Annotated in this window: 19 protein-coding genes and 1 tRNA gene; 15 read left to right on the top strand and 5 right to left on the bottom strand. The window is 57.1% G+C overall.

Annotated features, from left to right (window positions below):
- Nucleotides 1–170 precede the first annotated feature (170 nt).
- Nucleotides 171–1,970 carry an ABC transporter transmembrane domain-containing protein gene (locus INS80_RS13330; protein ID WP_192966100.1) on the bottom strand — a complete coding sequence of 600 codons (1,800 nt, stop codon included), beginning with the start codon at nucleotides 1,968–1,970 and terminating at the stop codon, nucleotides 171–173.
- A 228-nt stretch (nucleotides 1,971–2,198) separates the two neighbouring features.
- Nucleotides 2,199–2,272: transfer RNA gene (locus INS80_RS13325), tRNA-Gly, on the bottom strand.
- Between the two features lie 282 nt (nucleotides 2,273–2,554).
- Between INS80_RS13325 and INS80_RS13320 the strand changes: the two genes are divergently transcribed.
- Together INS80_RS13320 and INS80_RS13315 are read left to right on the top strand one after the other, a co-directional pair.
- Nucleotides 2,555–3,277 carry a CbiX/SirB N-terminal domain-containing protein gene (locus INS80_RS13320; protein WP_192966099.1) on the top strand — a complete coding sequence of 241 codons (723 nt, stop codon included), beginning with the start codon at nucleotides 2,555–2,557 and terminating at the stop codon, nucleotides 3,275–3,277.
- A 229-nt stretch (nucleotides 3,278–3,506) separates the two neighbouring features.
- A complete protein-coding gene (locus tag INS80_RS13315; RefSeq protein WP_192966098.1) occupies nucleotides 3,507–6,008 on the top strand; it encodes a Hint domain-containing protein in 2,502 nt (833 codons plus the stop codon).
- 63 nt (nucleotides 6,009–6,071) lie between these two features.
- Here INS80_RS13315 and INS80_RS13310 read toward each other — a convergent pair whose 3' ends face one another.
- Complete coding sequence (locus tag INS80_RS13310) at nucleotides 6,072–6,494, bottom strand: tellurite resistance TerB family protein (protein ID WP_192966097.1); 423 nt, start codon at nucleotides 6,492–6,494, stop codon at nucleotides 6,072–6,074.
- Between the two features lie 271 nt (nucleotides 6,495–6,765).
- Here INS80_RS13310 and INS80_RS13305 point away from each other — a divergent pair, with 271 nt between their 5' ends.
- The 3 genes from INS80_RS13305 to INS80_RS13295 all read left to right on the top strand — a co-directional run bounded on the left by INS80_RS13305 (nucleotide 6,766) and on the right by INS80_RS13295 (nucleotide 11,253).
- Nucleotides 6,766–8,346: a lysine--tRNA ligase gene (locus INS80_RS13305; protein WP_192966096.1), complete on the top strand. Its 1,581-nt coding sequence runs from the start codon at nucleotides 6,766–6,768 to the stop codon at nucleotides 8,344–8,346.
- A gap of 112 nt (nucleotides 8,347–8,458) precedes the next feature.
- Complete coding sequence (locus INS80_RS13300) at nucleotides 8,459–8,863, top strand: DUF4864 domain-containing protein (protein ID WP_192966095.1); 405 nt, start codon at nucleotides 8,459–8,461, stop codon at nucleotides 8,861–8,863.
- Nucleotides 8,864–8,967: 104 nt separating this feature from the next.
- Nucleotides 8,968–11,253 (top strand): glycosyl hydrolase family 28-related protein, encoded by a 2,286-nt coding sequence (locus INS80_RS13295; protein ID WP_192966094.1) that lies wholly within the window; start codon nucleotides 8,968–8,970, stop codon nucleotides 11,251–11,253.
- Between the two features lie 32 nt (nucleotides 11,254–11,285).
- Here the strand turns inward: INS80_RS13295 and INS80_RS13290 are convergent, their stop codons facing one another.
- Both INS80_RS13290 and INS80_RS13285 read right to left on the bottom strand, forming a co-directional pair.
- Nucleotides 11,286–11,771: a HugZ family pyridoxamine 5'-phosphate oxidase gene (locus INS80_RS13290; RefSeq protein WP_192966093.1), complete on the bottom strand. Its 486-nt coding sequence runs from the start codon at nucleotides 11,769–11,771 to the stop codon at nucleotides 11,286–11,288.
- A gap of 24 nt (nucleotides 11,772–11,795) precedes the next feature.
- A complete protein-coding gene (locus tag INS80_RS13285) occupies nucleotides 11,796–12,386 on the bottom strand; it encodes a hypothetical protein (protein WP_226892622.1) in 591 nt (196 codons plus the stop codon).
- A gap of 223 nt (nucleotides 12,387–12,609) precedes the next feature.
- On the opposite strand from INS80_RS13285, the gene INS80_RS13280 reads away from it, so the two are divergent.
- The 10 genes from INS80_RS13280 (at nucleotide 12,610) to istB (ending at nucleotide 23,399) form a co-directional block, all read left to right on the top strand.
- Complete coding sequence (locus tag INS80_RS13280) at nucleotides 12,610–12,933, top strand: antibiotic biosynthesis monooxygenase family protein (protein ID WP_192966091.1); 324 nt, start codon at nucleotides 12,610–12,612, stop codon at nucleotides 12,931–12,933.
- 84 nt (nucleotides 12,934–13,017) lie between these two features.
- The gene (locus tag INS80_RS13275) at nucleotides 13,018–13,425 is read left to right on the top strand and encodes a universal stress protein (RefSeq protein WP_192966090.1); all 408 of its coding nucleotides are present in this window, start codon (nucleotides 13,018–13,020) and stop codon (nucleotides 13,423–13,425) included.
- Between the two features lie 812 nt (nucleotides 13,426–14,237).
- Nucleotides 14,238–15,101: a hypothetical protein gene (locus tag INS80_RS13270; RefSeq protein ID WP_192966089.1), complete on the top strand. Its 864-nt coding sequence runs from the start codon at nucleotides 14,238–14,240 to the stop codon at nucleotides 15,099–15,101.
- Between the two features lie 575 nt (nucleotides 15,102–15,676).
- On the top strand, nucleotides 15,677–18,001 hold the full coding sequence (locus INS80_RS19485; protein ID WP_192966088.1) for an ankyrin repeat domain-containing protein: 2,325 nt from the start codon (nucleotides 15,677–15,679) through the stop codon (nucleotides 17,999–18,001).
- Between the two features lie 304 nt (nucleotides 18,002–18,305).
- The gene (locus INS80_RS13260) at nucleotides 18,306–18,608 is read left to right on the top strand and encodes a helix-turn-helix transcriptional regulator (protein ID WP_192966087.1); all 303 of its coding nucleotides are present in this window, start codon (nucleotides 18,306–18,308) and stop codon (nucleotides 18,606–18,608) included.
- On the top strand, nucleotides 18,601–19,821 hold the full coding sequence (locus INS80_RS13255; protein WP_192966086.1) for a type II toxin-antitoxin system HipA family toxin: 1,221 nt from the start codon (nucleotides 18,601–18,603) through the stop codon (nucleotides 19,819–19,821). Before INS80_RS13260 ends, INS80_RS13255 begins: the two co-directional genes overlap by 8 nt.
- Nucleotides 19,822–20,198: 377 nt before the next feature.
- Nucleotides 20,199–20,396, top strand: a complete 198-nt coding sequence (locus tag INS80_RS13250) for a hypothetical protein (RefSeq protein ID WP_035262952.1) — start codon at nucleotides 20,199–20,201, stop codon at nucleotides 20,394–20,396.
- 206 nt (nucleotides 20,397–20,602) lie between these two features.
- On the top strand, nucleotides 20,603–20,998 hold the full coding sequence (locus INS80_RS13245) for a uracil-DNA glycosylase family protein (RefSeq protein WP_192966085.1): 396 nt from the start codon (nucleotides 20,603–20,605) through the stop codon (nucleotides 20,996–20,998).
- 90 nt (nucleotides 20,999–21,088) lie between these two features.
- Nucleotides 21,089–22,618: an IS21 family transposase gene (gene istA, locus INS80_RS13240; RefSeq protein WP_110732346.1), complete on the top strand. Its 1,530-nt coding sequence runs from the start codon at nucleotides 21,089–21,091 to the stop codon at nucleotides 22,616–22,618.
- Entirely contained in the window at nucleotides 22,608–23,399 is a 792-nt protein-coding gene (istB, locus tag INS80_RS13235) for an IS21-like element helper ATPase IstB (RefSeq protein ID WP_050687164.1), read from the top strand. The genes istA and istB overlap by 11 nt, the downstream gene beginning before the upstream one ends.
- Nucleotides 23,400–23,542 lie beyond the last annotated feature (143 nt).

Below are 23,542 nucleotides of genomic sequence, written 5' to 3'. Positions count from 1 at the left end.
TTTTTCGGGGGTATTGTCTCCTGAAGGTAAAATGGGTGCAAAACCCGCGCTGTGCAAGCGCAGCACAGAGGTCACGTCAAGGCAAGCAGCCTTTTTACGCTGCGACAAAACACTGGCTGACCAGAGGGAAACCCGTTCAAGGCCGCATATGGCCCAGCCGGAACGCAGGTTTACTCAGCGGCAAGCCCGTCAGTGAACTGAAGCCGCGCAAGACGCGCATAAAGGCCGCCCTCAGCCACCAGCGCATCATGAGTACCGGTGGCAACGATGCGCCCTTGGTCCATCACCACGATACGGTCCGCCTTTTTCACGGTGGCCAGACGGTGCGCCACAATCAGAGTGGTGCGCCCCTGGCTGAGCTCATCCACAGCCGCCTGCACAAGACGCTCGCTTTCCGCGTCCAGCGCCGAGGTCGCCTCATCCAGCAGAAGAACCGGAGCGTCCCGCAGGATCGCACGGGCAATGGCAATCCGCTGCTTCTGCCCACCGGACAGCATCACACCGCGCTCACCGACATAACTGTCATAGCCCTCCGGCAGCGCCGAAATGAATTCATGGGCCGCAGCCGCCTTTGCGGCGGCCTCGACCTCAGCATCCGTTGCATCGGGACGGCCAAAGCGGATGTTCTCACGGGCGGATGTGGCAAAAATCACAGGATCCTGCGGGACCATGGCAATATGCTGGCGGAACGCATCGCGCCGAAGCTCGTTGAGCGCCACGCCATCGAGGCGCACAGTGCCTTCATTTGGATCATAGAAACGCTGGATCAGCTGAATGACTGTGGTCTTGCCTGCACCGGAAGGACCAACGAAGGCAACGGTTTCCCCCGGCTTGATCTCAAGCGAGACATCATCCAAGGCCAGAACGTCCGGGCGCGCCGGGTAGCGGAACATCACATTGTCAAAGCGGATCTCTCCCCGCACCGGCTGCGCCAGCGCCTGCGGGGCAGCAGGGTCGACCACCGGGTCAGTTGCATTCAGCAGTTCGACCAGCCGCTCTGTCGCACCGGCAGCACGCTGCAATTCGCTCCAGATCTCGGACAGAGCCGCGACAGAACCTGCCACCAGCACGGCATAGATGACAAACTGAACAAGCATACCCTCACTCATGTTGCCACTGCGCACGTCGACAGCCCCCATCCACAGAACCCCAACGATCCCGGAAAAGACCAAAAGGATCACGATGACAGTCAAGTAGGCCCGTGTGCGGATACGCTTGCGAGAGACGTCATAGGCTGTCTCGGTCATCTCTGCGAACTTCTGGCGGCTAACTGTCTCATGGGTAAAGGCCTGAACGGTCTGTACCGCGCCCAGCGCTTCGCCCGCGTTGCCCGAAGAGGCCGCGATCCAGTCCTGATTCTCCCGGCTGATCGTGCGCAAACGCCGCCCCAGCACCAGAATCGGAACAACAACGGCCGGTACGATCAACAATACCAGTCCGGTCAGCTTGGCTGAGGTCAGAAGCATCAGGATCATGCCACCGCCAAACAAAAGCAGGTTGCGCAGCGCGATAGACACCGATGAGCCGAGGACCGACTGGATTAGCGTGGTGTCCGTGGTGATCCGGCTCAGGACTTCTCCGGTCATGATACGTTCGTAGAACTCTGGGCTCATGCCGATCACCCGGTCGAAAACCGACTTGCGGATATCGGCAACCACCCTTTCACCAAGGCGTGTGACCAGCGCGTAACGCAGGCCGGTGCCCACTGCCAGCAAGGCTGCCATGCCCAGCGCTGCAAGGAAGTACTGATTCAAAAGCGCCGTATCCGAGAAGCGGAAATTATCCACCACGCGGCGGACCGCCAATGGCAGACTGAGTGACACGCCCGCGGTCAGGACCAGCGCACAGGTGGCCATGAACATCAAAGCCCGATAGGGTCTCATGAAGGGCCAAAGCGCCGCCAGCACGCCGATTTTCCGCGACCCCTGCCGCTCTTCACTTGCGTTCGGTGCTGCCGTCCTGCGCGCCATCCCAGATCCTTACAACGTCGTTCTGTCAAGGCGCCGTGCCCTGCCAGATGGTCTTCCAATGTCCCGGAGGTTCATGGCCTTGCAAACACATGAGGTCAAGCACTGAGGCCAAGGGCATCTAGCCGCAGAGTTGCGGCCACCGCCCCCTTACCACGGGGGGACAGATGGGCTTACTGCATCAACGAACCCGCAAAAAAAAGGGGTAAAGTGTACCATTAGGGGGAGGTTTGGAGCGGGTAGCGGGAATCGAACCCGCACCTTAAGCTTGGAAGGCTCTTATGATACCATTTCACCATACCCGCTCTTAGTGAGACGTGATTTAGGTGAAGCCGGGTAAGAGGTCAACCACCTTCTTTTCTGCCCAGCCCGCGAAACCGCCGACCCGCCAAACCTTCCAAGAGTTCAATAGTTTTTGCGGCTTTGAAACGTCATCCTAACAGCAATTGCCTGATCGCCTTGGTCACAAAAGGCCGAAAAAATCCGGCCGCAGTCATCTGCCCCTGGTCGGCTTGCGTAACAGTACCATATGCAGTCTGTAAGACTGCTTTGAACCAGCATTGCCGCGGACACAATAGAGAGTAAACATGAGCCCATCCCCCTCTCATACGGCCATTTTGGTGGCCCACGGACAACCCTCGGCTCCGCAGCCGCCGGAGGATGCATTGCGTGCCCTCGCCAATGATGTCGGTGCTCACCTGCCTGACTGGAATGTGCGCTCGGCGACGCTGGCCTGCCCCGGCGCTCTTGAAGAGGCAATGGTGGACGGAGCCGTAATCTATCCGTTCTTCATGGCAAAGGGGTGGTTCACCACAAAGGTGTTGCCAGATCGTTTGCAAGGACGCGACTACGTGATGGCTACTCCGTTCGGCCTAGACCCTGGTCTGCCGGAAATGGCAGCCAAGGTGGTGCGGCAGGCCCAGTCGGACGCTGGATGGCAGGCGGATGACATCAATCTTCTTCTCGCCGCCCATGGCTCTGCACGCGGCCCAAAGGCAGCAGAGGCCGCAATGGCGTTCCAAACGCGCCTTGCGCCTTTGTTGCCCGGCGCCAGGATCGAGCCAGCCTATGTAGAACAGGCCCCTGGAATTGACGAAATCGCGGCACAGCTACCGGCCCGCACTCTTTGCCTCCCGTTCTTTGCGCAAAGCGGCGACCACGTGAAAGACGATATCCCCGAGGCTCTGGACGCTGCCAATTTCGCGGGTATCGTGATGCCGGTCATGGGAGCCATGAAAGATGTACCGCAATTGATTGCCAGGGCAATCGCCCGCACAGCAGTCGGCTCCGTTTCCCACCTGTCAGAATAGGCAAAATGAAACACCTGGCCCGTGGCGCCGCAGTGTTGGGAGCAAGGGTTTCAGATATATCCCCTTAAATTTTAAACGTTTACTTCAAGGCCTCCCTGCCATGGAGAGGCTTTGATTTACCAATCCTTATTGACCCGCCGGTAACGCTGAATGCTGGCGGCCTGGGCACCGATGCGCTCGTTTGTGTGTACGGCCGTGCATGAAATGAGAACAGGATCGAGAATACGCCATGGCCCGTCCAGATTGGGTAGATGACCTTGTTGCCAGTCTCACCGGCACCAACCGCGCCGATATCATCGGTGGCAGCACAGGTGACGACACCATCAGCGCCGCGCGCGGTGACGATACCGTTGCGGGCGAAGAGGGCGATGACATCATCGATGGGGGCGATGGAAATGACGTCATCTACGGCGACATGGGCGATGGCTTCGATCAGGGCGTCGACGCGAGCCCACTGGTTCTGGACATCAATAATATCCAAAGCATCTCTCACGACGGGTACCTCGGCTCGGCCGGAGATAGCGCAGTCTTTCGCGACGTGGCCACGCTGCCGGATGGCAGCAGCGTCTGGGGTCGCCTTGTTCTGGTCGAGAAAGACAATCCCAATCTGATGGTCGAATTCGGCTATGCCGAAGGCGCGGAGATTCTGCTGGACGGTGATCAGCCGGGGGACCGCGCGACGTTTCGACTTGAGTTCTTTGATCCTGTCACTGGCAATCCTGTCTATCTGAACTCCACCGCGACCTTCAACGACGTGGACGACAACAGCGGCTTTGGCGACGCCGAGGCTGTCATTGTCGATGGCAACAGCTTCACCTCTTTTGGCGTTTCAGCGGATACGTCTCTGAACACGGCGACCGACGGCAACATGGTCACGGCCACCGGGACAGAGTCCAACATGTACACCGACCAGGATTCCTGGTTTTCGGCCGAGTTCGAGGACCGCTCGTCCATCGAGTTCACCTTGCAGACCCGTGTTGGCCTTTCCGGTTTCACACTCTCCGGTGACCTTATTGACGACCCGGTGGTGACGGTCATTGACCAAGGGGCAGATACCATTGTTGCCGGAGACGGCAATGACGTGGTCTACGGCCAGGGCGGCAACGACGCACTTTATGGGGACGCGGGCGACGACAGGCTGGATGGCGGCGACGGCGACGACCTGATGGAGGGCGGCGTCGGCAATGATACGATGATCGGCGGTGCCGGCGGCGATACGATCGCCGGTGGTGACGGGAACGATTATATCGAAGGGGGCGAAGGTGACGACTATCTGACGACCGGACTTGGCAACGATACCCTGATCGGTGGGGAGGGTGACGATACCCTCAGGAACTCGGCCGGTGACGACAGCCTTGTCGGCGGTGTCGGCAACGACAGCATCGTTGCCACGGAAGGCAACGACACGCTTGAGGGCGGCGAAGGCAACGACACACTCTATGGCGGTGTCGATAACGATCTGCTGGTCGGCGGCGCGGGCGACGACCTCATGTACGGCGAGGCTGATCAGGACGTCTTCCGTATGTCGGACGGTTTCGGCAATGACACCGTGTACGGTGGCGAGGCAGGAGTAGACTACGATACTGTTGATCTGACGGCCGTCACGAGTGGAGTCTCGGTGACTTATACCGGACCCGAGGCCGGCACGATCACGGATGGTACGGACACGATCACCTTCTCTGAAATCGAAGCCCTGGACCTGACAGACCAGGCCGACACCGTGGATGCCTCGGCCGACACGGCTGGCGTTGTGATTGATGCCGGCGCAGGGGATGACACGGTCAAGATGGGCTCTGGGGACGATCTCATCACCGGCGGCGTCGGCTATGACCAGATTGTCCTGACTGCAGCAGGCGGTGCCGATACCATAAGCGACTTCGACATCGGAGACGACGATGCGAACAGCTTCTACAACGATCAACTTGATGTTTCGGAACTGACCGGCGGCACCGGACCCTTTGGTGCCGTCCGCACCAGCGACGTCGTTGTCAGCGATGATGGTTTCGGAAATGCCCTGCTCACCTTCCCGAGCGGAGAAAAGCTTGTGCTGAGTGGTGTCACGCCAGCACAGATGAGCACCCATGCTCAGCTCTACGCGGCCGGTATCCCCTGCTTCACTCCGGATGTTCTGATCGCCACCGAAAGAGGGGCCGTTCCTGCAGGCGAGATCATGGTCGGAGATCTGCTACAGACAGCCGACAACGGGTACCAGCCGGTGATCTGGGTCGGCCAACGCACTCTGAGCGCCGCAGAACTCGCCCTGCGTCCCCACCTGAGGCCCTACTGTCTGGCGCCCAATGGCATTTTGTCTCCGGAACGGCCTATGTGGGTGTCCCCTCAGCACCGCTTTATGGTCAACAGCCGCACCTTCGAGCGTGACCTGCCCTTTGGAGAAAGCTTTCTTTCGGCGAAACTTTTGTCCCGGATCGATGCCAACTGCCGCCAGCGCACTTCCGCGCCCCAAGGTGTGACCTATGTGCACCTGATGACTGAGCAGCATGAAGTGATCTTTGCCGAAGGAATCGCGACTGAGACCTTCTGGCCGGGCCCCGAGGCGATCCGCGGGCTCTCCTCGGACAATATGCGTGAGCTGTTCGAGTTGTTCCCGGAACTGCGCCTTGCACAATACCTCACCGGCGACGAAGGGCGCGGCCAAGTACGCAACACCTACGGCGAGCTAGCACGCCTATCGCTGCGCGGCAGTGACCTTAAAAAGATCCGCGCTGCCTGATCCCGCAGCGCGTCGTAGTCCTCCGAAATTTCCAACCGTCAGCGCGCTCCTGCCGCTTCTGATCTAAACCATATGCCGCGCACGGGCGCCGCGTTCGATGGCGGCAGCGTGGAGCCGGTCGATGTTCAACTCGTACCGGATCTCTTCAAGCAGGCGCAGCTCGGTCTCAGCAAGGCTGCCATCGGCCGCGGCAACATCGCAGGCCAGCGCATAAGCGGTTTCAAACAGGCGTTCGGGCAGATTGTCCCGGATGAGGCCGAACAAAGCATCAAGGCCATCTTCTTGTTCAAACAGGTCAAAAACCGTCTGCGAAATCGTATTGATCCGGTCGATGTCAAATTCAGCAAAAATCGGCAGCATGTTGACAGCTGACTGGATCTTGACCAGCTCGGCCGTGCGGATGTTTTCGTCCGAGGCGGAAATTGCCACCATCAGAGCGACAAGGCAGTCCTGCGGGGTCATCGGATGGGGGGCTTGCTCGCTCATTGGCGCAACCTTTTCATAGATCTGCATTCACGGTGGACGATAAGCGCGGTTTTCTGCAGGCGCAACCATGCCGCCCAACGCCGCACGAGACCGGGCCCGGTTTGCGCGGCTGATTGCCCGTTAGCCAGCTGTCGTGAGAGGTGAAAACGGGCGATCCGCACCAGTGTTTGTTGACTCATACTGCACCGGCACAATAGAGGGAGTGGCCGGATACAAGGTGTATGCCGGTGAAGCGGATATCGGCCCAGAGTGGCCACCGATGGAGAATAACATGTCTGAACTGCGCGAAACCGCTCTGACGAGCAAAGCCTGGCCGTTTGAAGAAGCACGTCGCATTCTCAAACGTTATGCCAAGGGCGCGCCGGAAAAGGGCTATGTGCTGTTTGAAACCGGCTATGGACCGTCGGGGCTGCCGCATATCGGCACCTTTGGAGAGGTTGCCCGCACCACGATGATCAAACGCGCCTTCGAGGTGATCTCGGACATCCCCACAAGGCTGATCTGTTTCTCGGATGACCTTGACGGGATGCGCAAAATTCCTGGCAATGTGCCCAATGCCGAAAGCCTTGAGGCGCATCTGCAAAAGCCGCTGACCTCGGTCCCCGATCCCTTTGGCACCCACGACAGCTTTGGCGATCACAACAACGCCATGCTGCGGCGGTTCCTCGATACCTTTGGGTTCGAATACGATTTCTACTCGGCTACGGAATTCTACGGCACGGGTCAGTTTGACGAGATCCTCAAACGCGCCTGCGAACGGTATGACGAGATCATGGAGGTCATGCTGAAGAGCTTGCGCGAAGAGCGTCGCCAGACCTACTCGATCTTCCTGCCGATCCACCCGGAAACGGGCCGCGTGCTTTACGTGCCGATGAAAAAGGTGGATGCGGAAAACCACACCATCACCTTTGACGACGAGGACGGAAAGGAATGGACCCTGCCCGTCACCGGCGGCAATGTGAAACTGCAATGGAAACCCGACTTTGGCGCCCGTTGGGCCGCGCTTGAGGTCGACTTTGAAATGTACGGCAAGGACCACAGCACCAACACGCCGATCTACGACAAGATCTGCCGGATCCTGGGCTGGCGCGCACCTGAACATTTCACCTATGAATTGTTCCTCGACGCAAACGGTCAGAAGATCTCCAAGACCTCGGGCAATGGAATTTCGATCGACGAATGGCTGACCTACGCCTCGACCGAGAGTCTGGCCTATTTCATGTATCAAAAGCCCAAAACGGCCAAACGGATGCATTTTGATGTGATCCCCAAGGCGATGGACGAGTATCACCAGCAGCTGCGCGCCTATCACGGGCAGGATCTGAAGGCGCAGCTCAACAACCCGGTCTGGCACATCCATGGCGGCGAGGTACCGGAATCCAAGATGGTGGTGCCCTTCTCGATGCTGCTTAATCTGGCCTCGGTGGCATCGGCCCACGACAAGGAAACCCTTTGGGGCTTCATCCGCCGCTATGCGCCGGAAGCGACGCCCGAAACACACCCTGACCTTGATGCAGCCGCGGGCTACGCGGTGAAATACTACGAGGACTTCGTTGAGCCGGAAAAAGTCTTCCGCGCTCCCAGCGACGCCGAGCGAACCGCCTTGGAAGAGTTCCGCGCCAAACTGGCCGCATTTGACGGCGAGAATACCGGCGAAGCCCTGCAAGGCGTTGTTTTCGAGGTCGGACGAGAGCATTTCGGCAAAGAAAACATGCGCGACTGGTTCAAGGCTCTGTACGAGGTGTTGTTGGGCGCAAGCCAGGGGCCGCGGTTTGGCGGTTTCGTTGCCCTCTACGGCGTAGACGAAACCATCGCCTTGATCGACAAGGCGTTGGCAGGGGAGCTGTCATAGCACCTCACGCTCGTTCACGAGATCGTGAGGGGCGCCAGTTTTGGCGCCCCTTTTTTTGACAGCGTGTCCGAAGGCCCTAGGCTTTTATGAAGGTCGGCAGCGGGAGGGTGCCATGAGAAGACTTATCGCTGTTCTTATTTTACTAGTGCCTTGGGGTTTTTCCGCTGCCGCCGCCGAGAAAGACAGGATAACATCCGTGATCGCAGCCCAGATTGAGGCTTTTCGGGCAGAGGATTATGGCCGAGCCTTCGAATACGCTTCCCCCTCGATCCGCAGTCTGTTTGGAACGGCAGAAACCTTCGGTGACATGGTCGAGCGCGGCTACCCCATGGTCGTAGGCCCTAAAGATGTGCGTTACCTGGATCTGAGGGAAGTCGCCGGCTCTCAGTGGCAGCGCGTGCTGATCCGCGACCGAAACGGGCGTTTGCACCTTCTTGACTATCAGATGGTCGAGCGGGGATCGGACTGGAAAATCAACGCTGTACAGATATTGCGCGCGCCGGAGGGCAGCGCCTGATGCACAGGCAGCGCACGCCTGCCTGAGCCGCAGTTAATCCAGACGGACTAAACCCTTTTCGCAACTGCGCCTCTTGCGTTTTGCGGCTAAGGAAAGGGTTTTCCATGAACAAGGTGATCACCGACGGTTTGCAACTGATGCCCGCCCGTTTCGAGGAGGGCCTTGATCAATGGTCAAGTGGTGATGGGACACCCGGCTCCGACACCTATGACGGTGCCATAAACGCGGCGCTTGTGGCGGCGGATGCCGATTTCGGCGGCTGCCTGGAATTGCAGAAAACTGCAAGCACCCAGCGGCTTCGCTACATGGGGCAAACGCCAATCCTGCCGGGCTGCTATCTGCAGGTGAAGGCCCGCATCAAGGCCATGAGCGGAGCACTTCCCAGCGTGCGCATTGCAGGATGGGCGGGCAATTCCAGCAACGGGAATGTATCTGGTGTCGTGCAAATCGGCAGCAGCACCAGTCTCTCGTCTTACGGCCGCGTTGTTGAGGTTTCGGCCATCGTTGGAACCGGTGGCCGCTCGGGCGTCGATATGCCCTGGGGGATCTCCGCAACATATGGTCACTTGGGTCTGGATCTGACCGGTCCGAACGGCGGTGTGGTGCGCATTGACGATATCGAAATTACCGATATCACAAGCGCCTTTTTGCGGAATATGCTCAGCCTTGTGGATGTGACCGACTTTGGCGCAGTCGGGGACGGGATACAGGACAATACCCCAGCATTTGAGGCGGCGGATGCTGCCGCGAATGGGCGGCGGATCCTCGTCCCTGAAGGCAACTTTCGTCTGAACAATACCGTTACGCTGGATCACGAGGCAATCTTCGAAGGCACCGTGACGATGCCGACCGACCGCATGCTGTTGTTGCGGCGCAATTTCGACTTTCCGTCCTATGCCGACGCCTTTGGGAGCGAAGAGTTGGGCTTCAGAAAGGCCTTCCAGGCCCTCTTGAACAACGTGGACCATGAATCTCTGGACCTGAAGGGACGCATGATCTCCGTAACCGCGCCGATCGACATGCAGGCCGCGGTTCCAAACCGAACCTCCTATGCAACGCGCCGCGTCATCCGGAACGGACAGCTTTCGGCCGTAGGCGGCGCGGCTTGGGACACGGAGATTGTGACCGCGCAAGGCACCTATAGCACGAGCGATACACGCAAGCTGACCAATGTTTCCAACATCGCCAATATTCCAGTCGGCGCTCTGGTCGAAGGTAATGGCGTGGGGCGCGAAGTCTATGTGCGCGAAAAGAACTCTGGCGCCGGAGAGCTCACGCTGAGCAAGCCTCTGTTTGATGCGGTAGGCACGCAGAATTTCACCTTTCGAAATTTCAAATACATGCTCGACTTTTCAGGCTTCAGCCAACTCAGCAAATTCGGCATGACCGAGATCGAGATCCAGTGCAGTTCCCATTGCAGCGCGATCCGGCTGGCGCCGTCCGGTACGGTATTCAGCCTCGATCATTGCTTCATCTCGCGCCCGAGTGATCGTGGGATCACCTCCATCGGAACCGGTTGCCAGGGCATTCTTGTGGACAATTGCCAGTTCCTGTCCGCCGAAGAACCGCTGAATGTCGCAAACCGGGAGAGCATCGCGCTGAACGTCAACGCCAATGACGCCAAGCTGCGCAACAACCGCGCCACCAAGTTCCGCCATTTTGCCCTGCTTGCAGGCGGCAACCACACTGTGACTGGAAATCACTTCTTTCAAGGCGACGAAGTCGCCAACGGGGTGCGCACTGCGGGCCTGGTGCTGACCGAGAACTACAATGCCTCAACCGTATCTGACAATTACATCGACAATTGCTTTATTGAGTGGACGAACGAATATGACGCGACCCCGAATTTCACCGGGGGGTTCTCTTTCAGCGCCTTGTCGATCACCGACAATGTATTTCTCTCCGGCGATGTCGCCCCGTGGTTCAGCTACATTGTGGTAAAACCCTATGGAACGGGCCATTTCCTTAACGGGATCACCGTTTCAGGCAACAAGTTTCGCTCGATCAATGGCTCGATTGATCGAGCAGAGCGGGTCGACACCAGCTTTTCGGACCTTGATTTCAGCCGCACACAGATGGTCTTTTTCGAAGGCAACACCTACCACAACGTAACCCACGGTGCCGCCAGCCCTTTGCGCCTGGAACATGTGCAAAACAGTGCGGCGTCGTCCTGGACGGTGAACACTGACCGGCAGCTCCCGTTTGAGGGCCGTGCCCGCAAGGTGGACGCGGTTGCTGCCATCGGCCCCATTCGCACTGGGGGCGGCAGCACTCGTTATGCAACGCCCTATATCGAGGTGGAACAAGGCAGCAATCGCGATCAGGTGAGACTGCGCTGGCAGGAAGCCCTGAGAGGCGAGGTTCAGGTGATCGTGCGCGTGGATCGATAAGCGCCCCCGACCGATACCGAGCCTGCGAAATCTCAGCCGGGCGCGAAAAGGTCTTCGGGGCTGAGGTGAAAGGCTTTTCCAAATCCGCCATTGAGATAACCGGCCTTCACCGCAAAGCAAACAAAGCAGAAATCGGCGAAGCCGACATAAAGCTTGGCCTTGGGCTGGACACGCAAATAGTGATCGGCCAGTCGGCGATGCTCTTTGTCGGAGTTTGAAATGAAATGCGCCCTGCCCTGCAAACTGATCCTCGGGTGGGTCAGTGGATCTCCACGATCACCGGGCTCGCCCACCAAAAGAGAACATGCCGGGTTTTCTTGCAGGGCCTGCGTATGGGCCGACAGGCTTGAGATCAGGCTGATGGGCTGCCCATCCGGGCACAGTCCAAAGGCCACACGGGTAACAAGCGGGCATGCATCCTGGTCGACAACGCCCAAGGCCGCAAACCGCGCCCCTGCCAGAAGTGTTCGTGCCAGTTGGCGCGCTTCATCGTCGGTGGGACGGATCGGATTGGTCATCATCAGCTCAGATAGATCGGAAACTCAGAACCTATGCCACAAGGCTACACGCAGGCCAAGGCTGCGTTGATCGGCCTCTTTGTATTCCAAGCCAAAAACCACCTCCTGATGCGCGCTGATCTCGTGGCGCAGGCTTGGGATGATGGCGTATGACAAAGATTGCCCGGAGGTTTTGGAAGTTTCGATCTGCAGCATGGGCGACAGCCGACCGGGATTATTCAATCCGACCGTTGCATCCAGTTTCCATGTCGGATCATCGGCCCCATGGCGATACTCATAGGTCGCATCGATTGAGGCCCAGCCACTGCCATGTTCGGTCTGAAAACCGTGACCCGCCGACAGGGTAACGCGGTACATGCCCCCCCAATCCCCCCGGAAATGCGCTCCACCGGCCGAGATAGCGAGGGCCAAAGGAACTGCGCTGTTCTGCTTCGAAAGCGGGATGCGAGCGAACAAAAGAGCATGCCCTGAATCGTGGTGGGATTGGTTCAGGTCAACGCCAATGGTCAGCCTGTCTGACCAGCCATACTCTCCAAAATAGCTGAGTTCATGACGCCATTCGCCCGTTTTTGTCTCGCGCAGAGTTGCACTGGCAGATGCAAACCCCTGGCCCATAGCTTGCATCCATGGCCCCGCCCGCAGCGGCGCGGCAAGAAGCACTACAATAAACAGAAGCGGTATGCCTAGTCGCAAGTCAAAACTTTTGGCTGTACAGGGTTTACAGCCTCAACCCTTGCTTGTTTTTGCCGTAAACTCAACCTTCGCAAAAGAAATCTGTCCATTTTCTTTGGAACCATCGTAGGCTGGTCCTGTTGCACCTTGCGCAAGGGAGGAGATCATGCCGACAATTTCCAAATCGGGCGAAGTTCAAACTGTCATTACCACTTTCGATACCATGCCAAGAACTTGCCTCGACCTGCTGGATGCGCTGACCGATGCCTATGAAAACTACATCTCGCGCCAACCCGGTTTCATCGCTGCAGGCCTCCACGTGAACGACGCCAAAACCCGGATTGCGAACTACTCTCAATGGCAGCAGAAGGAGGATTTCCTACAGATGCTGCGCACGCCAGAAATGCGCGAACGCAACCGTCATCTCAGTTTGCTCTGCCGTAGTTTCGAACCGGTGATGTATGAGGTCGCTGGGACTTTTGGTAAGTGAAAAGAACAATCATGATATGGATCAAGGCTTAACAATCAGGCGCCTTGCATCTTGGTGCTACGCCCGAATGACTGGAGGACCCAAATGTATCACAATATTCTCGTTCCGATTTCCTTTGACCCGGACCGCGATGTCTCTGCACCGCTCAAGCTGGCACGCCTTCTCGCGACGCCGGAGGCCAACATCACCCTCCTGCACGTGGTAGAGCAGATCCCTTCTTATGCGATCTCTTACATGCCCGCTGATTACATGGCTGAAGCGCGTCAGGCGATTGAGAACGAGCTGTCAGCTCTGGCCGACACTCTGCCCAATGCAAAGGGACTTGTGATCGAGGGGCACTCTGGCCGGTCGATCCTGGATTGGGCAGATCAGAACAAGCCGGACCTCATCATCGTGGCCTCTCACCGTCCGGGCATGCAGGACCTCCTGCTCGGCTCGACCGCTGCTCAAGTCGTTCGCCACGCCAAATGCGCGGTTCACGTAGTCCGCTAGTAAGCGCACAGGCCAAATGTCAGCGCCCAGAAAGGCAAACGCACGGCCGCCCCACCGATGATAGACATACTGCAAGGTCCCACCGGTTGGGGCCTGGCGCGGTGTGGCAACGCTTACAACGGCACTCTTCCTGCCATGAGATCTGTCACGCGCTGTAGGCTGCCAGAGGGAGCGCGATTTTGCCAAACAGCTTGACCTCGCCCCACAAGAGATTGCTAGTGTGTCACGATTAGGCAGGGAATTCCTTCTGGGAATCCAGCGTCTTTTTCGGGACGCATGAACAGTTGGGCCCCGCGGGAGGAAAAGACCCCAATACGGTCGGTTTGGAAGCAGGCGTTGAAGCAACCTGGGACGAAAACGATGTGGTTTGATAACGACTGCGCGTCCGTGAACTTCGATACTTTATTGCAGGAACCCGAGCTCTGCGACTAGTGCTTTTGTGCAAGCTCGATTTGGGTCGACAGGTCGCTGAACTCTCAGACAGATGTCCAAATTCGGGCTTAAAAACAACCAAATAGGAGCAGTGAGTGGAGGCGAGTACCGGAATCGAACCGGTGTACACGGATTTGCAATCCGGAAAATTTCGTTGATTTCAAAGGGAAAAATTGTAAACGGACTTGTTTCGTTCAGGGTCACTTTTCAATAGGTTACGAGACCCAAGTAAACGGTTTTCCACAGGCTCTTGCTCTGGCGAAAAGGCAAAGAAAAACCGCTGAGGGGGCGGCCACCCACCTCAACGGCATAGAAGAATATTTCCATCCTAATACCTACGGCATTTCCAGTCTGACCTCAACCCAATTGGCGGTGAGATCATGAGCTGGCGCATCGCAAATGAATGCGCCGAGCGCCGCTTTGGAAGCGCCGCGCGCAAGCAGATCATAATGTTTCTGGCCGACAAGGCGAGTGATGACGGCTCAGGCATCTGGTGCTCTAAAGGGACGATCCAGCGCCACACAGAGCTTAGCGAGAGCACGGTGAAGCGCACCATCATCGACTTCCTGCGCGAAGGCATTCTGATCGAGACAGGGCGGCGGCACTGCAAGAATGGCTACACCGTCATTTACCGCATTGTCCTGGAGCGCGTCGCCGCGCTCGAACCCACAGCCGAGCCCGACATCGACACGGGGGTCACTGTGAACCCCGTCCAGCCTGAACCCGGTACGGGGTCCACGGTGAACGGGGTACGGGGTTCACGGTGGACCCCAAACCATCCTAAAACCATCCATAAACCACCTACGCGCAAGCGCGAGGCGGCGGAGGAGGTTGAAGATCTTGAAGCTGAGAAGATCTTGGCGGCCTATCCCGAAGACAGGATCCGAGACCGGCGAACCAGTCTGCGCTTGATCGCAGCGGCTGTGAAAGCCGGTGTGGAGCCCGATGACCTGAAGCAAGCGATTAAAGCCTATGCCAAGGAAAGCGAAGGCTACACGCGCAGCAAGGTCTGTTTCTCGGACAACTGGTTCAAGATGCGCCGGTGGGAGAAGGGACTGGCCCAGATACAGGCGGACCGCGAGAAGGCGCGAGAGGCCGAAGCCAAAGGCCGTGCGAGCCTCGCCGAATGGATCCACGAGCGCCATCCCCTCTGCCGCCATATTACGAACCGCCAGATCGAGGATTTGATCGCGTCGAAGCTGGTGACGCCCGAACAGGTGCGCGCTGCGGGGCTGCAGGCGTGATCTTACGACCATTTCTCGCTGCCCATAAAATCAGTTTTGCGACTGTATCCCCGATTTCCTCACGTATGGGGGCGGCTTCAGTTATCTCTTTCTTATGCCTGGCGACATTTAGCTGCGAGGTGGAAAATCGAACAACGAAAAGGAAAAAGATATGGCAAACCCACGCCCCACGAACGGCCCGTCTACCACCGGAAATAAATCTGGTTCTGGTCGCGGAAACAATCCGCCCAAGGGAAAATAAGGAGCCTGTGGCCCGCCGTGTGCAGGATGCACAAAAGCTGCTGCAAAAGGCACCGCCACGAAAGCTACTGAAAAACTGATTGGGATGGTGGTTGTACCGCCATCCCGTTATCGAGGTGCAAAGTGTATTATTCAAAAGACAAAGAGTTGAACAAAGTGATTGCAGAGGAAGTTAAGTCCGGGGCGCGGTATGTCTCCGGAAAGAAGCATGCCAAGCTTTTCTTGGCAGGTGGTGGATTGCTGGTATTCTCCCGAACGCCGAGTGATCGACGTGCGTTTCGGAACGTAAAGGCTGAACTATCCAGGATACATCGCCAACAGGCCGAGGTGTGACCGTGTCCGACACTCAGCCGATTGCTCAACTCCCGGCGTCAAACTCAGCACTCCTCTACGCTGTATCAATGTTTTGCGCGCCCGAATGGCAACACTCAGAACGCCGCCGCTACGCACGCTCGGAGATGCGTTTGGAGGGAGGGGCTGACCGAACGATTGAGTTAATTGACCTGCTTAGGCAGTCGTTGAGCCAGGACCAAGCGTCAACTCTTTGGGGAGATGCAGTTGAACAGCTCCTAAGGCTTGGGATTTCCCTGGATGCGCTCGAACTCCACACGCGGACCTATTCGGCAACTCCGCAGCAGGCACTTTGGGTGCTTCTTGCGTTTGACGTTATGCCTTCCCTTGGCAGAACGTGGGGTTTTTGGTGCCAGGATGAGGCGCTTTTGCCTCAGATGCCCGAAGACGACCTTTGGTTTTTACCGCATCAAGATCCTGCGAACCCAGATCGTTTGATCTTGCCCGTCGAGACAGTTCTTTCATGGTGGTTAGAGAAAGTTGACGACCCTTTGGATCGGATTTGGGGAGAATACGACGACGAAAGAAGGCGTACCCTCGACAACTGGAAGTCAGGCCGAACAACACCAGCGCTTTCTAGGATCATTGAGTGGTTCGGTGACGAGCATCAATTTTCATACAAGAGTTCAGACGAAGCTCGACTGTCGACAATGCAGTTTCGCTCGCTGTTGCTTTGGGCGCGTGCGATCGAGCAAGCCTACAAGGATCTCGTTGGTTTCTTGACGCCAGGTTGCTCACCGAACGACACTGATCCGATACGCAACAAGACTTTGCAATTGATCGAGCTCTTTAGGTGGAGCTACGAGGCCACTTTGGCCAGCCACGACCCTTCGGTAGAACGAGAGAGAACGAAATTCTCTGCCGCCTTCCCCAAGTGGGTAAAGGCCAGCGTTTTCTCGGCCATTACAGCCAACGAAAACGGTGACTTGCCTGCACCCGAAACCATTGGTCAGTTTTTATCACTGATGTTGATGTCTATGCCGGATGACAACGTTTTGCCTGATCTATTTGAAAACTTGCAGGCCAGGTCACCCAAAATGTGGATGCCCAACCAGGAACGACTTGGAGAGCGAGAAGCAGTTCAAGCAACCATTGAGAACGTGCTCGTGATGTGGGGCGGCGATGAGCCTGCGCGTCAGTTCTATGTCGCCTCGGGTCTTGAAAAACTTCGAAAATTGCCCCGCATTGACGAGTTCGAAGCAGATTTCGCCTACCTATGCGCCCTCAACGCACTGTCATCGGGTGATTTTAATGAAGCGCGTCAATATGCCGAAAATGCTCTCGAGCTCTGTTTGACGCTATCCGTCGGTCCACTGAAACTGGATATCGCACGGCTCAACTTCTCACTGGCTGTTGCTCAGGATGCGTTCAACCGTGGCAGTGCGGAGCGCAGTTTTCGAATTCTTTGCAAATCAGTCCAACCTCAAGATGCAGCTCGCTGGAATCTCGGCGAAGGCCCGATCGATTATTCGATGCGGTTGGCTGCCGCTGATCACGCGGCTTGGTTCTGGGACAACATTGTTCGCCCGTATGAAGGTGTGGAAATCGAAGCGCCGCTTCAACAAGAATCCGAGATCATTCGCGCATACGCAGGTTTGCTTTTCTCTGGCGCTTCGGAGGTGGAGGTGCGTGCCTTCAAAAAGAAGTTTGGCGGCCAGCTGAAGCACAAGTTGCGAGATGTGCGCGGCGACACGTTCTTCACTGTGGCATCAAAGATGGTGCCGGATCTTGTGCGTGTGATGCGGCAAATGCCAACCTATTCCGGGCTCCCTACAGAACCCTCTGAATTGGCCAACTCGATGGCCGCAACGCATTTGAAGCTAGTTAGCTTGCTTCCCACGGATGTTCTGAATGCGCGGGACTATTTGAAACAGACTGCGCTGATGCTGGCGGCCGAGCGAAAAGATGTAGAGATGATCAAAGCACTCGTTGACCGTCATGTGGACATCGATGCGCAGGACGTGATCGGCCGGACCGCATTGCATGCAGCCGCTAAGGTTGGAGCTGATCGATGTTTTGAGATCCTCCTTGCCGCTGGTGCCAACCCGACACTTAAGACCTTCTCCGGAAAGACACCTGCCATTTTTGCCGCAGAATTTGGGCGGGCTACGATCTTTGAGATGAGATTGGCATGTTCGGCATATCAAATGGGCAGTAGCGAGCTTGAGGAGGCACACAAGCTGGCGCAGGAATCCGCGGAGGATTTTAAGGCAAAGCGCAAGGCATATGCCATCCAGGGATACGAAGTCGCTGGACGGAAGGGCTTTCAGAGGATTGCTGCTTTGGCATTGGAGATGCTGGATGAGTGAGCTCTGCCTGTGTTTATTTGAGATATGGGGATTTTTCCCCAAGTCATCCAATGGCAGATTTAGGGTTTGGTCACATCAAAGCTGGTGACGCCTGAACAGGTTCGAGCCGACGCGTTGTATGAGTGTGGTGATGTGACCGGGTTGTGTTTCGTAATGGTAACCTTAATGCGCTCAATGTTATGATGAGATAACATAAGGCGTGAATTGAGCAGGGCGTTGGCTTGTCGTTTCAAGAGGCGAAAATTGACATTAATGTTTTCTCAGAGTAACATATAGCAACTTAGTGTCGCTTGGAGATATCATTATGGCTGTTTCGATCAAAGTGCCCAGAGCGGCACGTAAAGAGCTCGTGACACTTGGGGAAAACATTCGCGTTGCACGACTGCGCCGCAAGTTAACTGCTGAGATTGTCGCGCAGCGCGCTGGCACAACGCGCCAGACCATCGCCAAGATCGAAAGCGGGAACCCTGCAGTCAAGATCGGCACTTACGTGGCAGTACTGCAGGCGCTCGGCCTCTTGAAAGGTTGGGGGGATATCGACGATCCGGTTGGCGAGCAGATGGCCCTGGATGACCTCCCGCAGCGTGCGAGACTGAAAAATGGTTGAGGTCTGGATCGACTGGAAGGGGCTGAAACGGGTCGGCACGCTCCACCGCACAGCGGGACGCGGCCGAGAGCGGGTGTCCTTCACCTATCATGACGATTGGCTTGCCGACGAAAACGCCTTCGGGCTTTCGCCGGACATGCCTCTCGTCAAAGGGCAATTCGTGCCTGAGGCAGGGCAAGACATGCTTGCACCGCTTGGGGATTCTGCCCCTGATACCTGGGGTAGAACGGTCATGCGGCGCTATGAGGGGCGCATGGCAGAGGCCGAGGGACGACGTCCGAGAGTGCTGCAAGAAACCGACTACCTGCTTGGTGTGAATGACGAAACCCGTTTGGGTGCGCTGCGCTTCAGGGTTGATGGCGAGTTCCAAGCGCGCGAAGGCATTGGCGTGCCTGCCCTCGTGAGCCTCGGGGATTTGCTTCATGCGTCTCAGCGCGTTCTGCGCGGCGACGAGACCACTGAGGACCTGAAAATGCTGTTTGCTCCGGGCAGTTCTCTGGGCGGCGCGCGGCCAAAGGCCAGCATCCTCGATCAACACGGCCGTCTTTCTGTCGCCAAGTTCCCAAAGGAGACGGACACCTATTGCGTGGAACGCTGGGAAGCCATTGCATTGGAGCTCGCAAGACGCGCCGGAATCACGGTTTCTGATCACACGCTTGAAATGGCTGGCGATAAGCCGGTTTTCTTGTCCCATCGGTTTGACCGGAAGGACGACGGCAGGATCCCATTCATCTCCGCCATGGCGATGCTGGGCGGCAAGGATGGCGAAAACTACAGCTATTTGGACCTGGCAGATATCATCACCTCAGAAAGCGTAACGCCCGACCAAGACCGCGAGGAACTCTACCGGCGGGTTGCCTTTTCCATTCTCGTGACGAACCTCGATGACCATATGCGCAATCACGGGTTTCTGCGTGGGCGTGGCGGATGGCACCTCTCACCGGCCTACGACATAAATCCCGTGCCGAACCAGCCGCGTGTGCTCAAGAGCTATGTCGACGATGACAATCCGGATGCCAGTATTGCTCTGCACCGCGCGCAAAATGAATCCTATCTTCTCGAACGCGGCGAGGCAGATCGCATCATTGCAGAGGTCGCAGAAGCGACTATGGCTTGGCGCGACGTTGCCCGGGCTTTGGGGGCTGCGGAGAGGGAAATCAAAGAGATGACGACAGCCTTCGAGCACGAGGAAGCGGATCTGGCGCGAGCGTAAACTGGGGCAGCTGTCGCCTCTCGAGGACAAAGCAACACACCAGTGTGAAATTTACGCTGAAGCGCAAATCTAGAAATATTACGCTGCAGCGTAAGATGTCGAGAATAATGGCCGCTGCGATCCCGGAAGTTCCTGCGCCCTTTCGGAGCAGGTTGTCGAGACCAGTTAAATTCTGAGTGCCAAACCCAGATCCTCAGTGCCGTGTTTCCGATTGCTGAACATAAGCGGGCAGCCGTGTCCGACGCGGGGCCAGCCCCGCTTCAACAAGAAAATTCCCCTGCGCCAGCGCATTCCTCGCGAGGCAAGTTTCTCGCTGACAGCCTCTTGGTGCCAGCTTTGGTCATGTTCATCGAAACACTCAAAGTGAGGATGAAAAAATGGCTACTCAAACTCTGAAACTGAACGTCAAATCCGGCGAAAAAGACGGCAAGAACTTCTGGGACCGCTGCGGCGTCCTCTTCGTCAACACTGACGACAGCGGCAACATCACGTCGATCAACGTCAAACACAGCATGTTCCCCGATGTCGAAATGGTCGCCTTCCCGCGCCGCGATGAAGATCCGGTCACCGAGTGACCTTAGCGCCAGGGCGGGTTTCCCGCTCTGGCTTTCTTCTGGGGCGACAGAACTAAGCTGTAGTTCGGCTTTCAGGTGAAATTTCGTGGGCATGGGCAATTTATTTCTGCCGTATTCACTTCGCTATCGGGTGGACTGTAAGGACGTATTCGCACCACGTCGCCGGTGCCCTTGGGTTCCCGATCATGGTCAGCTAGGCTTTCGAGATGTGTAGGAACGCCGCTGATTTCAGATTTGTCGATGTACATCCAAGAGTACTGCTGGTCGGGGCCTGTCCTGGACGTGAAGAGGAACGGGACGGAAGGCCTTTCGCAGGGCAGTCCGGTCAAAATCTTGAAATCATGCTGCGACGCTTGCAGGTCCTGCATCCGCTGGTTTTTCCATCGCCGCAACTAGATGCCTACAGCTTAGTCAATGCACATTCACTGCCAAGATATCCCGAGCGTGAGGGATATGATGGGAGCACGCAGCCACGCAAACAGGACGTTCTGGCACCCGAGAACCGAGCTAGGCTCATTGCCCGTTTGCAGCGCGTTCAGCCCGAAATCATCGTTTACCTGGGAAAGGCGGCACAGTTCGTGTTGATTGTCACTGAGAACTGACCCGGTAGCCCTATAAATTGTCACTGAGAATTGACCCATGTGAACACACTTCCCCGACGGTTTTGGTTGGGGGGATTAGGAGTGATCGACATGGGATTTTTGAGTGTCATTCGACGCTGGGCATTGCGTGACAAAATGCCAATCAGGGAGATTGCCCGGCGGACGGGTTTGTCTCGGAACACGATCAAGAAGTATCTGCGTGAAGGTGCGGTGGAACCGCAGTTCAAGACGCCCAAGCGTCCAAGCAAGCTGGACCCCTACGCGGATCGGCTGTCAGCCTGGCTTTTAATCCAGACGCGGAAGTCACGCAAAGAGCGGCGGACAGTGAAGCAAATGCATGCTGATCTTGTGAAGCTGGGATATAATGGTTCCTATGAACGCGTGGCAGCTTTCGCCCGGGCATGGCGTGAAGATCGGCATCGAGCGGAACAGACGACGGGGCGCGGCACCTACGTGCCTTTGGTGTTCGCGCCCGGCGAAGCCTTCCAATTCGATTGGAGCGAGGACTGGGCCAACATCGGCGGTGAGCGCGTCAAACTTCAGGTCGCTCATATCAAGCTATCGCACAGCCGCGCTTTCTTGGTGCGGGCCTACCCGCTGCAAACGCACGAGATGCTGTTTGACGCCCACTGGCATGCATTCCGCGTGTTCGGCGGTGTGCCTGGTCGCGGGATCTATGACAATATGAAGACCGCCGTTGATCGTGTGGGCAAAGGCAAGCAGCGGGACGTCAATGCACGCTTCAAGGCTATGGCCAGCCACTACGTGTTTGAGCCCGAGTTCTGCAATCCGGCGGCCGGTTGGGAGAAAGGCCAGGTTGAGAAGAACGTGCAGGATGCGCGCAACCGCATGTGGCAGGTCATGCCGGTCTGCGCCGATCTGGCAGAGCTGAACCAATGGCTTGAAGATCGCTGTATCGCCCTTTGGACAGAGACGCCGCACAAGGCTTTGCCGGGGTCCATCGCTGACGTGTGGGAGGCCGAGAAGCCTACGCTGATGGCACTGCCGCCGGCATTCGATGGCTTTATCGAACACAGTAAGCGTGTGTCACCCACATGCCTGATCACTTTCGAACGCAATCGCTACAGCGTTCCCGCCAGCTTTGCGAACCGCCGTGTCAGTTTGCATGTCTATCCCGAACGGCTGATCGTGGTCGCTGAAGGGCAAACGGTTTGCAAGCATGCGCGGATCATCGAGCGGTCTCATCGCAAGCCCGGCAAGGTCATCTATGACTGGCGCCACTATCTCGCTGTTATCCAACGCAAACCGGGCGCACTTCGGAATGGTGCGCCGTTCACGGAGATGCCGGATGCCTTCCGTCAATTGCAGGATCACATGCTGCGTAAAGAAGGCGGTGACCGAGAGATGGTCGACATTCTGTCTTTGGTCCTTCAGCACAACGAAGAGGACGTTTTGTGTGCAGTGGAGCTGGCACTTGAAGCAGGCGTCCCCACCAAGACGCACATCCTGAACCTGTTGCATCGATTGATCGACCGCAGACCGACAGATCACCCCGAGGTCGATCCGCCGGACGCACTGGCATTGCAGACAACGCCAGTGGCCAACGTCGGTCGCTATGACGGGTTGCGACAGACTGAGGAGAAGCGCCATGCGTCATGACCCAGCAGGAGCCTCTATCGTCATCATGCTGCGCAGTCTTAAGCTCTATGGCATGGCAAATGCGATTGAAGACTTGGTCGCCCAGGGCGCGCCAGCGTTCGAAGCTGCCACACCAATGCTGTCACAGCTGCTCAAGGCCGAGATCGCCGAACGCGAGGTACGGTCCATCGCCTACCACACGAAGGTCGCCCGCTTCCCCGCATACAAGGATCTGACGGGCTTCGACTTTGCATCGAGTGAGATCAACGAAGCGACAGTGCGGCAGCTACACCGATGCGAGTTTATCGAAGCGGCCGAGAATGTCGTTTTGATCGGCGGTCCCGGAACGGGCAAGAGCCACACAGCCACAGCAATCGGCGTCCAAGCCATCGAACATCACCGGCGTAAGGTGCGCTTCTTCTCGACCGTGGAATTGGTCAACGCGCTGGAGCAGGAGAAGGCGCTTGGTAAGGCAGGGAAACTGGCTGAGATGCTGACGAAGGTCGACTTGGTCATCTTGGACGAACTCGGCTACCTGCCGTTCAGTTCATCTGGCGGGGCGCTGCTCTTCCATCTGCTCAGCAAGCTCTACGAGCGCACCAGCGTCATCATCACCACAAACCTCAGCTTCTCAGAATGGGCGCAGGTCTTCGGGGATGCAAAGATGACAACCGCGCTCCTCGATAGGCTGACTCACCGCTGCCACATCCTCGAAACCGGAAACGACAGCTACCGCTTCAAGGCCAGCGCTGAGGCTGCAAAAAAAACACGAAAGGAGGCCAAAACATTGACCGCGTCATAAACCACGACGCATAACTGAGGGTGGGTCAAATCTCGGTGAAAATACCGGGTCAGTTCTCAGTGACAATCAACAACCGTGGGGACACCTTGGGCAAATAGGGGTGAGGCAACCAACAGCGCGCAAGTGGCAACGGTAGTAAGAAA

Source organism: Phycobacter azelaicus (genome assembly GCF_014884385.1).
GTDB lineage: Bacteria > Pseudomonadota > Alphaproteobacteria > Rhodobacterales > Rhodobacteraceae > Phycobacter > Phycobacter azelaicus.
This window is presented reverse-complemented; position numbering and strand designations above follow the sequence as displayed.